Annotated in this window: 5 protein-coding genes; all 5 read right to left on the reverse strand. The window is 64.6% G+C overall.

The window, feature by feature from the left end; translation table 11 throughout:
- Positions 1 to 2: 2 nt before the first annotated feature.
- The 5 genes from E8L22_RS11370 to E8L22_RS11390 all read right to left on the reverse strand — a co-directional run bounded on the left by E8L22_RS11370 (position 3) and on the right by E8L22_RS11390 (position 13,134).
- Positions 3 to 7,391, reverse strand: a complete 7,389-nt coding sequence (locus tag E8L22_RS11370; RefSeq protein ID WP_136525292.1) for a type I polyketide synthase — start codon at positions 7,389 to 7,391, stop codon at positions 3 to 5.
- Positions 7,388 to 9,001: a PfaD family polyunsaturated fatty acid/polyketide biosynthesis protein gene (locus tag E8L22_RS11375; RefSeq protein WP_136525293.1), complete on the reverse strand. Its 1,614-nt coding sequence runs from the start codon at positions 8,999 to 9,001 to the stop codon at positions 7,388 to 7,390. The genes E8L22_RS11370 and E8L22_RS11375 overlap by 4 nt, the downstream gene beginning before the upstream one ends.
- 211 nt (positions 9,002 to 9,212) lie before the next feature.
- Positions 9,213 to 9,884 carry an arylesterase gene (locus E8L22_RS11380; protein WP_136525294.1) on the reverse strand — a complete coding sequence of 224 codons (672 nt, stop codon included), beginning with the start codon at positions 9,882 to 9,884 and terminating at the stop codon, positions 9,213 to 9,215.
- A gap of 78 nt (positions 9,885 to 9,962) precedes the next feature.
- The gene (locus tag E8L22_RS11385; RefSeq protein ID WP_136525295.1) at positions 9,963 to 12,461 is read right to left on the reverse strand and encodes an ABC transporter permease; all 2,499 of its coding nucleotides are present in this window, start codon (positions 12,459 to 12,461) and stop codon (positions 9,963 to 9,965) included.
- On the reverse strand, positions 12,454 to 13,134 hold the full coding sequence (locus E8L22_RS11390; protein WP_136525296.1) for an ABC transporter ATP-binding protein: 681 nt from the start codon (positions 13,132 to 13,134) through the stop codon (positions 12,454 to 12,456). Before E8L22_RS11390 ends, E8L22_RS11385 begins: the two co-directional genes overlap by 8 nt.
- Positions 13,135 to 13,185 lie beyond the last annotated feature (51 nt).

Below are 13,185 nucleotides of genomic sequence, written 5' to 3' on the forward strand. Positions count from 1 at the left end.
GCCTATGCCGCCCCCACGACCGTCACGGTGCGCAGCTTGTTGCGCTGGAAGGCCTGTTTGAGGGACGGGTCGATGACGCACTCATAACCTTCGAGGCGCGCCACGAGTTTGCCGCTGGCGCGGTCGAGGAACTCCATGTCGGCGCTGGCGCCGTGGGCGCTCTCCTGGGTGACGCGAATCACCGCCTGCACCCCTTCACGCGGGAAAGATTCCTGGAACTGGCGGTAGCGTGCCGCGAAGCATGGCAGCGAGCCTGAGCCGAAGCGCTCGAAGCTCCAAAGGATCATCAACTGGAAGGCGCTGTCGAGAACGAGCGGATCGGTGATCCAGGCGCTTCGCAGCGGTCGCCTGATCCATTTCCCGGGTGCCGGGGCTCCCTTCACCGTAGCGGCGATTCCCTTCGCGGAGCAGCCGACCACCTGCTCAATGCCGTGCAGGTCGGGGCCGTGGAAGAGGCGCTCGTTGTTGTAGATCACCCCTTCGAGCGGCTGATAGGTGGTGCTCGGGATCTCGGTGATGGAGCGGATACCCTCCGGGTGTTTCGTCGCGAGGACGATCTCGGCGCGGGCGTGGAGTACGGTCTTGCCGTTCACACCCGGGCTGCAGAGCTCGACGGGGACGAGCCAGAAGGACTCGCGTTTCTCGGCGCGCCCGGCCATCACGTTCACCGTGAAGGGGGTGTTGTCCTCGAAGACGACCCCTTTGCAGATGCGCAGGTCGTTGAAGCCGTGGAAGCGGAAGCCCGGGTTGCCGTGCAGCGCGCCATGGGCGAGCCACTCGACGATCACCGCCATGGGGAGGACCGCCTTGCCGTCGAGCACGTGGGAGCGCAGGAAAGGGTACTCGGGCACGGTGAGGGTGAGCGCGAAGGCCTCGGAGAGGTTCTGTGCCCTTGTCTGTGCGGGGGGCGTGACGCTTGCCTGCTCCGGAAGGTCGGCGATGGCGACGATTTCCACCGGCGCGTCGTTGGCTGCGATCTCGCGGGCCAGGAAGGAGCCCCCCTCGGTGAGACCGATCACGCCGATCCCTTCGGAAGCGAACACCTTCTTGAGGGCAGGGGTAACCATGCCGCCGTCCCAGGGACCCCAGTTGATGCTGACGCAGCGGCAGCCGGTGCGGCGACGCGCTTCGACCTGGGCGGTCTTGTTGAGCACCTCGTTGGCCACCGCGTAGTCCACCTGGCCGACGCGGCCGAAGCGACCGGTCGAGGAGGAGAAGAGGGCGATGGCCTTCAGCTCGTCGTTGCGGGTTGCATGCAGGAGGGAGCGGAGGCCGTGCACCTTGGTGCTGTAGACCTGCTCGAACTGCTCCGCAGTTTTGTCGACGATTAGGCGGTCGGCGAGGACCCCGGCGCCGTGGACGATGCCGCGGATCGGGCCGTGGGCGCGGCGCACCTCACCCAGAAGAAGTTCCATGGCGCTCTGGTCGCGGATATCGACCGAGCGGTAGATGGCCTGGGCGCCGGTGGCGGCGATGCTTTCCAGGGTGGCGCGCAGCTCGCGGCCGGCCACCACGGAGCGGTAGCGTTCCTCGATCTCGCGCGGGTGCAGCTTGCCGGTTGCGTTCTGCATGATGGCCCGCTTGATCTCCGCCTCTTCGGTGAGGCCTGCGAGATAGGCGGGCTCTTCCTGCGGTTCGGGCGAACGACCCAAAAGGACCAAGAAGGGGTGGTACTCGTTTGCCAGTGCCAGGGCGGATACCGCGGTGACGCCGCGTCCGCCGCCGGTGATCACGACCACGTCGCCCTTTTCGAGAGCCGCGCGCTCCGGTGCGGGAGCCGCCGGGAGTACGGTGGTCTGCAGTGCGAAGCGCCCTTCGGGGGTGAGGCCGATTTCGCTCGGGCCGCGGCGCAGCATCTCAATGGCGACGGCACCGGCCGCTGTGGCGGGGTGTGCGAACTCTCCGAGGTCGATCGCTTTGCAGGAGACTTCAGGCCACTCGTAACCGGCGGTCTTGGCGAGGCCTGCGAGGCCTCCGGAGAGCGGGTCCTTGAGGGGTTTGTCGGAGCCGAAACCGAATGCCCCGTCAAGGCGGGAGACGGTGACAAAAACGGCACCTTCGGCTTGGGCGGACTCGACGAGTGCCGCTGCCGCGTCTTTCGCGAGGAGGAAGGCGTTCTCCAGGAATTGGTCGTCGGTGCCGGTTACCGGAGCGCAGATGACCAGGCCGGAAAGCTTGCCTGCCGGCGCGATCTGGCCTGCCTGTGTGGCGTTTACCTTGCGGACCGAGCAACCATGCTCGAGCAGGATGCCGCAGAGTTCCGCCGCGAAGGCGGAGCCGTCGTCGGTAACCCAGATTTCGCCGTCGTTGGCGAGGGTGATGGTGTCGGCATCGTCGTTCTCGGTGAGGAGCATGGGGACGACGGTGCTGCGCTGGATGTTTTGCGGTGCGGCCTGTACCGGCTCGGCGACGGGTGCCGGGATTGTTTCTGCGGCGGGTGTCGCGGGCTGAGCGGCGGGGGCGGCAGCTTTAGTAGGAGCGGCGAGGTAATCGGCGATGTCGCCCAAGGTGCGCAGGGTGCCTAAGTGCTCGGGGCCGATGGTCGGGCACTCGGGGAGGCGCTCTTGCAGGGTGGAGAGGATCTCCACGCGCTTGATGCTGTCGATGCCGAGGTCAGAGTCCATGCCCATGGTGAGTTCGAGCATTTCTGCGGGGTAGCCGGTTTTATCGCTCACTACCGCAAGGAGGGTTTCGGTGACCTTGGCGGCGTCGATGGTAGACGCGGTGGATGTCGTGGACCCGGTGGACGCAGGGGGTGCGGCAACTGCTACTGGAGCCGCTGAGGCGGCGCCTGCGGCGAGGTGACCGGCGATGTCGCCCAAGGTGCGCAGGGTGCCCAGGTGTTCGGGACCGATGGTCGGGCACTCGGGGAGGCGCTCCTGCAGGGTTGAGAGGATCTCCACGCGCTTGATGCTGTCGATGCCGAGGTCGGAGTCCATACCCATGGTGAGTTCGAGCATTTCGGCGGGGTAGCCGGTTTTGTCGCTCACTACCGCGAGGAGGGTTTCGGTGATCTGGGCGGCGCTGATGGCGGACACCGCGGACGTTGTGGACGCGACGGCCCCGACGGGCGCGGCAACTGTTGCTGGGGCCGCCGAGGCGGCGCCTGCAGCGAGGTGACCGGCGATGTCGCCCAAGGTGCGCAGGGTGCCTAAGTGCTCTGGACCGATGGTCGGGCACTCGGGGAGGCGCTCCTGAAGCGTGGAGAGGATCTCTACGCGCTTGATGCTGTCGATGCCGAGGTCTGAGTCCATGCCCATGGTGAGTTCGAGCATTTCTGCCGGGTAGCCGGTTTTCTCGCTCACTACCGCGAGGAGGGTCTCGGTTACCTGGGCTGCACTGGTGGTCGACGCGCTGGGCGTTGTGGACGCGATGGACCCGGTCGACGCGGCAACCGCTACTGCGGGCGCTGAGGCGACGCCTTCGGCGAGGTGACCGGCGATGTCGCCCAGGGTGCGCAGGGTACCTAAGTGCTCGGGGCCGATCACCGGGGCGCCGGGGAGACGCTCCTGCAGGGTGGAAAGGATCTCTACACGCTTGATGCTGTCGATGCCGAGGTCGGAGTCCATCCCCATGTCGAGTTCGAGCATTTCCATCGGATAGCCGGTTTTTTCGCTCACCACGGAGAGAAGGGTCTCGGTGACTTTGGCGGCACCAGCGGTGGACGCTGCTGCGCTAGGCGCGGTGGCAGCGGGTGCTGCAACCGGGGCTGCGGCTGCGGAACCTGCAGTGAGGTGGCCGGCGATGTCGCCCAAGGTGCGCAGGGTGCCTAGATGCTCGGGGCCGATCACGGGGCTGCCGGGCAGACGCTCTTGCAGCGCGGACAGGATCTCAACGCGCTTGATGCTGTCGATGCCGAGATCGGAATCCATGCCCATGTCGAGTTCCAGCATCTCGACGGGATAGCCGGTTTTTTCGGCGATCACGGTAAGCAGGGCCTGGGTGATGTGCTCATTGTCGGCAGCGGGCTTGGCAGATGCTACGGGTGCTGCCTGTGCCGCGACGGACGCTGCCTGAATAGCTGCCGCGGGCCGCGAGACTGCTGCCGGTGCAGCGGCAGGTGCCGACGGCACGGGTTGGGCGACGGCTGCCGGGGTATAGGCGGGTGCGGGCGCGACAAATGCTGCGGCTTGTACCGGTGCTGCGGGCGTAACTTGAGGCGCGACGGTAGCTGAAGGGGCTCTCATGCCGCCCATGACGAGCTGTTGTTGCTGCTCGAGAAGTGACTGGAAGGTTTTGGCAGCGACTTCCTGCCCCTCGAGGAAACGTCGGTGCAACTGGGCGGTGTCTTCCTGCATCTTCTGCAGTACCGCCATCCCTTCACGTGCCAGACGCAACGACTCGCTGAGCGACTCCTGGCCTGCTGCCTGTACGGGCGCAAAGCTCTGCTGCGCCACGGGCGCTACCGGTGCCGCAACCTGCTGGGGCGCCTGGGGACGCTGCGCCGCATGCTGAACCGGAGCGGCGGCCTGGCTTGTATTTGCGGGAACCGCCTGGAACGGGGCAACGGACGCCGCGACAGGCTTGGGCGGAACCGGCGGTTTCTTCTGCTTCGGTTTCACGTAGTTCGCGCCGCTGATCGGGATGCTGAGGGCCGGTTTCTTGCCGGTGACGGGGGCAGGGCGGTGGCCTTCGTCCCAGAGGGCGAGGTTGACGCCGTAGCCGAGCACGCTCAACTGAGCCAGCACGCGGGCAAGATCGGCGATGCCGGAACGCTTGCCGGAAGAGGCGTCGAGGGCTACCGCGAGGTGCGGACGCTCGGAGAGGATCGCCTGGGTGAGACCGGTAAGCCTGTTGCCGGGGCCGACTTCGACGAAGGTGGTGACACCTGCCGCGTACATAGCCTCGATCTCCGCTACGAACTCGACCGGTTTGGCCAGTTGCGCGGCAAGCTGCGCCTTCGCCTGGGCCGTGTCGGCCGGGTAGAGGGCGGCGGTGGTGTTGGCGTAGACCGGGATCCGGCCCTGCGGCATGTCGATCTTTTCAAGAGCGGTTAGGAACGGCTTCGACGCGTCGGCGACGAGCGAGCTGTGGAACGCTGCCGCTACCGGCAGTTCCTTGCAGGTGAGCCCGCGCTCCTTGAAGATGGCGACGGCGCGCTTGATCTCGGCGGTGGCGCCGGAAAGGACGGCCTGGGTCGGGGCGTTCTTGTTGGCGATCACCAGGTCGAGCTTCTCGGCTGCTACCACCTCGGCAATCTTCGCGAGCGGTGCGGAGACGGCCAGCATGCTCCCCTTGTCCCCGTCGCCTGCGCCCATGAGCTTGCCGCGCAGGCGGGAGAGCTCGTGGAAGGCGCCTTCGTCGAGCCTTCCGGCGGCGCAGAGCGCGGTCAGTTCGCCGTAGCTGTGACCGGCGACCGCTTCCGGGGCGACGCTGAAGGCCTGGAGCAGACGCAGCGCACCGAGGCTCGTCGCACCAATGGCGGGCTGTGCGGCCTGGGTGGCGCGAAGCGCTTCTTCCTGGCCCACGCGTGTTGCCTCGTCATAGGCGGACGGCGGATAGATGAGGTCGGATAGCCGCGACCCGGTTTCGGAGAGGAAACCTGCATCGGCTGTGACGAGGGCGTCGAGCACCTGCGGGAAACTGCAGGCGAGATCGTTCAGCATCCCGTTGTACTGCGAACCCTGCCCCGGGAAGAGGACGCCGAGCTTGCCGGGTACGCCACCGCAGGCGAAATAGGCGCCGTCTGGGGTCTGCCAGGCCGACTTGTCGTTCTTTGCCAGCATGGCTCGGGCGTTCTTAACCAGAGCGGCCATGTTCGTCTTGTCGTGTTCCACAACGAGCGCGAGGCGGCAAGGTGCCTTGGCGTCGAACGAGGAACGGGAGGCGAGGGCGAAATCCCTCACCGCGGTCCATGCCGAAGGGGCTTCCGCGCTCCCTGCCGGGACGGTGTCGAGCTGTGCCGTGATGGCGGCCGCGTCAGCGCCGGCAAGGGTAATGATCTGGGTGTTGCCGTCCCAGTCGGCCGCCTCTTTCTCCGGACGGTACTCCTCGAGCACGACATGGAAGTTCGATCCGCCGAAGCCGAATGCAGAGACGCCGGCGCGGCGCGGCGCGTCGGGACGCGGGAACCAGGGACGCTTGGCCGCCGGGAGATAGAACGGAGAGTTGTCGGCCACCACCTCTTTCTGCGGAGTCTGCACCTTGATGGTGGGGGGGATCACCTTGTTGTGTAGGGCGAGGGCGGCCTTGATGAGGCCTGCGGAGCCCGCCGCAGCCTTGGCGTGGCCGATCTGCGACTTCACCGAACCCAGGGCGCACCACGGCGCATCAGACTTCCCGTACACCTCGCGCAGCGCGCTCACTTCTACCGCGTCGCCCACTTTGGTGCCGGTGCCGTGCGCTTCCAGGAGCCCGATGCTCTCCGGCGTGACGTCGGCGTTTTTGTAGGCGTCGAGAAGCGCTTTCTTCTGCCCTGCGGCGCTCGGCGCGTAGATCGCGTCTCCCTTGCCGTCGCTGGAGGAGCCTACGCCGCGGACGACTGCATAGATCCTGTCGCCGTCGCGCTCGGCGTCGGCAAGCCGCTTCAGCACCACGAGGCCGAGTCCCTCGCCTAGGATGGTCCCGTCCGCGGAGACGTCGAAGGGTTTCGCGTTACCGCTGGGGGAGAGTGCGGGGGTCTTGCTGAAGCACATGTACATGAAGATGTCGTTGAAGGTGTCGATACCACCGGTCACGACGATGTCGGATTTACCGGAGTTCAGCTCCATGGAAGCGAGATGCAGCGCGCTTAAGGAACTGGCGCAGGCGGCGTCGACGACGCAGTTCGTTCCACCCAGGTCGTACTGTTTGCTGATCCTGCCTGCGACGACGTTGCCGAGAAGCCCCGGGAAGGAGTTTTCCTGCCAGGAGACGTAGGAGTCGGAGATGCGCTCGACCACGTCCTTGGCGGTTTCTTCGTCCACACCCGCGTCCTTAAGGGCGGAGCGCCAGATCGGGTGCCCGAGCCGTGCTCCCAGCGGGATGACCAGCTCCAGCGTACCGGTGACCCCGAGGATGACGGAAACGTTACTCTTGTCCCAGGCGCGCTCCGGGCCGTAACCCGCGTCCTTTAGAGCCTGGCCGGCCGCGATGAGACCCAGAAGCTGCGAGGTGTCGATCGCCTCGAGCACGTTGGGAGGGATGTTGAACTCCATCGGGTTGAAATCGACCGGAGAAAGGAAGCCGCCGCGACGACCGTAGGTATGGTCCGGGCTCCTCTTGTCCTCGTCGAAATAGGCGTCCACCGGCCAGTGTGTGGGGGGGACTTCTGTGATCGCGTCGACCCCGTCGGTGATGTTCGCCCAGTAGGCGTCCTTGTCACCGGCCTTCGGGAAGAGGCAACCGATGCCTATGATGGCGAGCTGATTTCCGTTGCTGGAAGTGGCGGGCTTCAGATCATCAGTTTTCAACAAAGGTACTCCTTGATTTGTGCGATATCGAGAGGTTGCGGTGCGATCTCTTCCTGCCTGAGGTCGATCCCCTGGGCGCGCAGGAAGTTGGCGCGGGTGAGGTGCGCCGCACCGTGCAGGATGTTGAGCGCTACCGTGACGATCCTACGTTCGGCGGGCGTCTCCAGGAAGGTGCCCGCGGCCCATTCGTTGAAGGCCCCCATGGCGGGGCCGCACCAAACCTGGTAGTCCATCTTGCGGTTTTCCACGCCGTCTTTCGCCCAGTGGGCGCCCATGCCGAGGTACCAGCGGAAGACGAGCGCCATCTTGTGCTTGGGGTCGCGCTCGCTGCGCTCGACCTGGGACGGGTCGCGCTTCAGGAAGTAGTCGCGGGTGCCGCGCCAGATATCCTCAAGCGGCGCGAGGAACATGGTTTTTTCCAGTTTCTCGCGTTCCGCGGCCGGGATCTCATCGATGCTGCCGTAGGCGCGGTAGATCTCGTAGAGCTTCGCGGCACGCATCGGGAACATGGTCCCACGTTTGAGGACCTGCACGGTGACCCCCATCTCGAACATGTCGGCAGCGGGGGCCATGGTGACGTCGGCCTGGCGGGTGCCGGCCAGAAGCGCGCGCACCGTGTCGGAGGTGCCGGACTCGACGCAGGCCTGGTTGACGGAACCGGTCATGACGTAGGCGGCTCCCATGGCGAACGCTGCGGCGCAGGAGGCCGGGGTCGAGATGCCTCCGCCGAGGCCGACGCGCAGCCTGCAGTCGTAGCCGTACTGGCGCTCGAGGCGCGCGGCGAGCGAGAGGATGGTCGGGAAAAGCGCCATGGCGGGGCGGTTGTCGGTATGCCCGCCGGAATCCGCCTCGGCGGTTACGTCTTGGGCGAGGGGGACGTGGGCTGCGAGCTCGGCCTGCTCCGGCGTGATGGAGCCGTTCTCCACCAGTGCGCGCAGGAGCTTTTCCGGGGCGGGGGCGAAGAACTTGGCGGCGAGTTCTTCACGCGACACCTTGGCGACGATACGGTTCGGCGTGACGATGCTGCCGTCCGCGGCGCGGCTTATGCCGTGCAGGCGGTAGCGCACCAGGGGAAGGGTGAGGCCTAGGAATGCGGATGCCTCGATGATGCGCACCCCTTTACGGATGTAAAGCTCGGCCAGTTCCTTCTCGAGCTCGGGCTCGTGCGGAGAATGGATCAGGTTGAAGCCGTACGGGATGTCGCCCAGGGAGGCTTTCAGGCGGTCTGCCGTTTCGGCGACCTTCGCTATCGGGAGCCCGGCGGCGCCGAAGAAGCCGAGCATGCCGGCGCGCCCAAGTTCCTCGGCCATTGCGGCGGAACTGATCCCCTTGGCCATGGAGCCGCCAAGGTAGGGGTAGCGGATGCCGAGTTCGCGGCAAAAGGAGGGGTCGCCCAGGTTTTCCGGGAGGCACGCGGGGGCGTATCCGGCGAAGGAAGCCAGTCCCGCGGCATCCCCAAGGTGGGGAACGAGGGCACCGTCTTTCTTCTGCAGGTACAGGGGATGGCGTATCTCACGAAGCGCCTCTTGGAGGCTCATAGCGTCAGGCTCGAAACTGTCGGGTCTGGCAGAGCGAACGCTCGCATCGCCCTGAAGTGAAAATAGATCCAAACGGGATTCTCCTGTTGCCAGCGAATCAGCAGCGGAATTGCGATGGCGTTAAGGTGATGAATCGGCAGAAGGACAAGAGTCGGGAGTTGAAGAGACTGGTCCACCGACTGTAAGCAAAGATGCCCAGTTTAACAGAGCATCTGTACATTAAATCGAGCGAAAAAGCAAGAGAAGACGCGGGTTCAGACAACTTTTAGCCGCTTCCGAATGGTCAGCGCCGCGTCTTCTGACTTATCGCCTTGGTGACGTAGGGGTAGATGGTTTCGGTTACGATGGCGTACCCCTTGCCGGTCGGATGGACGCCGTCTGAGAGGTTGAGACCTTCCTTGCCGGCGACCTTGTCCAGGAAAAACGGGATCAGGATGGTCTTGTGCTCCTTGGCGACGCGGCGGTACACCTCGGCGAACTTGCTCGTGTAGGCAGGACCCAGGTTTTTCAGCATGCGCATTCCGGCGAGTACTACGACCACGTTTTTGGACTGGAGCTTTGTGATGATGCTGTCGAGGTTCTTCCGGGTGAGCTCCGGGTCCTGACCGCGCAAGCCGTCGTTGGCGCCGGTTTCCAGGATGACGATGTCGGGCTTGAGCTTCATGACCCAGTCGACGCGGGCAAGCGCTCCGGAGCTTGTTTCACCGCTGATCCCGGCGTTGATCACGGTCCATTGAAGCCCGGCCTGGTGCAGCTTGCGCTGCAATTGTGCTGGGTAAGAGTCGCTTTCGGCCACGCCGTAGCCGGCCGTGAGGCTGTCGCCGAAGGCTACTATGGTGCCCTGGGAGGAGCTTGTCGCGGGCTTCGCGGTACCGGCGGCGATGGCCGGACCGGCGGTGATGGCCGAGCAGAGGGTTAGGGCGAAGAGGGTGAGAAGCTTGCGGGAGGGGGGCATGGAGGCTCCTTTGAAAGATTGGATGGGAATTATGGGAATGATGGGAGGCCTGGGAATTATGGGAAAGCTTTTGAACGACTATTCATCGGTTTGCTCGCGGAGGAAGATTACCGGCTTTTGACGGACCAGGGGGATGGTCACTGATAAGGCGACCAGCTCTACCAGCGCGGTGGTCGCGACCACCAACAAGAGGCTGTCGACGGGGTAGGGGGCATAGGTCATGTCCAGCCCCTTCGTGCAGATCAGCCGGCTCGCAACCTGGGACATCAACAGGGCGATGAACCCGCTTACACTGCCGATCACGAGGTTCTCCACGGCAAATACGCCGAGCACGAACCGCCTCCTTGCTCCCAAAACGGTGAAATAAACGGCTTCCTGTATGCGCGCATATCGTGTGGCGAAAACCGATCCTACCACGATAAGCACCCCGGCGACGATGCTGAACGAGGTGAAAAAACGGACGATGGTGGAGAACTTCCCCATGATCCTGCCGAAGAGCTGGGCGGTTTCGGTGAGATCGATCACGTTGACGTTGGGAAAACGTGCCACCACCTGGTTCTGCAACGCTGAAATCTTCCGTTTGTCCACGCGCACCGCGGCGAAGATTGTGTGCGGCGCGTCGGAGAGCGCCTGCTCGGGAAAGACGAAATAAAAAAACGGGGTGAAGCCGCTGCTGGTGCGGGTCCTGATGCTGGCAACCCGTGCGGTCATCGGCACCCCCTGGATCCGGAAGGTGATGCTGTCGCCCACCTTCATCTCGTGCATCTTGAGCACCGTGTCCAGCACGGAGACCTGCAGGGCGTCGCCCCAGTCTTTCCTGAAGAGGGTCATACCGGAAACGATCATTTCATCGGTGATAAGCCCGTTCCGGTAGGTCAGGTTCATCTCGCGGCCGAGGTTGTCTCCCCGCGACTGCCGCTCCTTTTCCGGATCGATGACCGCTCCGTTGATGGCGCTTACCGTCCCCTTGACGATGGGGTAGTAAGTGGCGCCCGGGCCGAGGAGACCGGCGACCTCTTCCTTCTGTCCGGGCTGGATGTCGATCAGGAAGACGTTTGGCGCCCCTGGGGGAAACGATTCGATGAAGGAGGTGTCGAGGTTCTTCTCCACCAGGGTGATCGAGAAGATGACCCCAAGCGCCGCCGATAGCGTCACCATGATGGATAGGGTCGCGTTGTGCGGCCGGAAAAGCCCCTTCAACGCCTGCCGCAGCACGAGATTTCCGGGAGCGCTCCTTCTGAGAAGGTGCAGCGCCAGACGGGCAAGCAGGTAGGAAACGAGAATGAGGAGCACCAGCGCAGCCATGAAGTAGAGACCCGTCTTCAGGTCGCGCAGCCGCAACAGCACCATGCCGAGGAAGAAGATGGTTCCCGCACCGGCGATGAGCCAGGTGGAACGGCTCCAGAGGGCGGTCGTCTCCTCCTGGCCGAAGATGGCGCGTGGCTTCACTTCCTTCAGGCGGTACAGGGGGAGGGCGGTGAAGAGCAATACCGCCATGAGACCGATGGACATCCCCTGCCAGACGGCGTTGGACGAGATCTGCAGCGTCACCCGCGCCGGGATGAGGCCGCTGAACAGTGCGGGAAGGAGGTGCTGCAGGAATACGCTGCCCCCTAGCCCCAGCAGCGTCCCGATGAGGCCGAGCGCTAGGGTCAGGGCGAGGAAATGGCCGATGATGAAGCGGCTCCCGGCCCCCAGGGCCTTCATCACCGCGATGGTCTTCTCTTGTTCCTTCAGTAGCGCGAAAAGCGTGCTCTGGATCCCGAAGCCGGAGAGGAGCAGGGTGAAGATGCCGCTCAGGTTCAGGAAGAAAAGGAGGTTGTCGAAGAAGCGCTTCACCCGCGAACCGGCGTTCCGGTAGGTCTCCACGCGCACCCGCGACTGGTCGGCCAGTTTGCCCAGACGCTCTGCCGTCGCATCGAGCTTTCCCTGGTCCGGAAGCTGCAAAAGGGTCACGTGATCGACCCGGCTGCCAAGCCCGATCAATCCGAGCGCCTCACGATCGGCAGCGGCGACGAAAACACGCGGACCAAGCGAGAAGAAGTTCACCGGCCGGTCCGGTTCGGCGAGCACCACGTCGCGCACGACGAGCGTCGCGTTGCCCACCTTCACGGCATCCCCGACGCGCACCCGCAAACGGTCCAGGAACTGCTGCTCGACGACCACGCTCCCGGCTTTCAGCACCTCTTTGAGGGGGCGGCCGGAGCGAAGCGTCACCTGCCCGTAAAAGGGGTACGCGGGCTCCGCCACTTTCAGATCGCACAGCAGCGATCCTTCATCCTTTGCTTTCTGGACCACCGTGTAAAAGTCCCAGTAGCGGGCAGTTTTTACTTCGCCTGTCCGGACGAGCCGCGCGATTTCATTCTCGAGCGGAGCGGGTAGGGGGGCGTGGGATCTGACGATGATGTCGCCTGCGTGCAGCGACTGGGCGTCGCGTAAGAGCGAGCGGTCAACGCTTTCCCTGAAGCTGCCTAAGGAGACGAGGGTGACCATGGAGAGGGCGACGCAGAGGATGAAGACCGCGCACTGGCGTTTCGCGCCGGTCATCTGGCGCAGGATGAAGCGGGTGTTAACCATGGTCGGCGCCCGTGACGATCCGGCCGTCTTTAAGCGTGATGACCCGGTCGGCACTCCCGGCTATTTCCGGGCTGTGGGTGACGAGGATCATGGTGGTGCCGTGCTCGCGCTGAAGTTCCAGCAGCAGGGCGAGGATCGCCTCGCCGTTCACCGAATCGAGGTTGCCGGTCGGTTCGTCGGCGAAGATGATGCGCGGGTCGTTGATCAGCGCCCGGCAGATGGCGCAGCGCTGCTTCTCCCCTCCCGAGAGCTGGTGCGGGAAACTGGCGACCCGGTGAGAAAGGCCTACCCGGTCCAAAAGGGCAAGAGCCTTGGTGCGCGCCGCCTTGTCCCCCTTGAGCTCGGCCGGGAACATGACGTTTTCCAGCGCGCTAAGTGAGGGGACCAGGTGGAAGGACTGGAACACGAAGCCGAAGGTGCTGTTTCTTAGCGGAGCGAGGGCATCTTCCTCCAGGTCGGTGATGTCGCGCCCCTCGATGGAGATGCGCCCGCGGTCCGGGCGGTCCAGGCCGGAGAGGATGGTGAGGAGCGTCGACTTGCCGCTGCCGCTCTCACCCTTAACCACCAGGAATTCTCCTTGGGCTACCTCCAGGGTGACGCTGTCGAGGACGGTGATGTCCCGGTTGCCGATGCGGTACTGCTTTGTGATCTCGTTGGCCTGCAGGATGGTCATCTGGTGTGGTTCCGGTGCCGTGCACTCTTCCCGGGCTTTTTTACAGACCGG

The organism is Geomonas ferrireducens (genome assembly GCF_004917065.1).
GTDB lineage: Bacteria > Desulfobacterota > Desulfuromonadia > Geobacterales > Geobacteraceae > Geomonas > Geomonas ferrireducens.

What these genes read in the sequence shown, in the direction of transcription:
- E8L22_RS11380 (WP_136525294.1), bottom strand. Translation starts at nt 9,884, where the DNA reads ATGCCCCCCTCCCGCAAGCTTCTCACCCTCTTCGCCCTAACCCTCTGC.
- E8L22_RS11385 (WP_136525295.1), bottom strand. Translation starts at nt 12,461, where the DNA reads ATGGTTAACACCCGCTTCATCCTGCGCCAGATGACCGGCGCGAAACGC.
- E8L22_RS11390 (WP_136525296.1), bottom strand. Translation starts at nt 13,134, where the DNA reads ATGACCATCCTGCAGGCCAACGAGATCACAAAGCAGTACCGCATCGGC.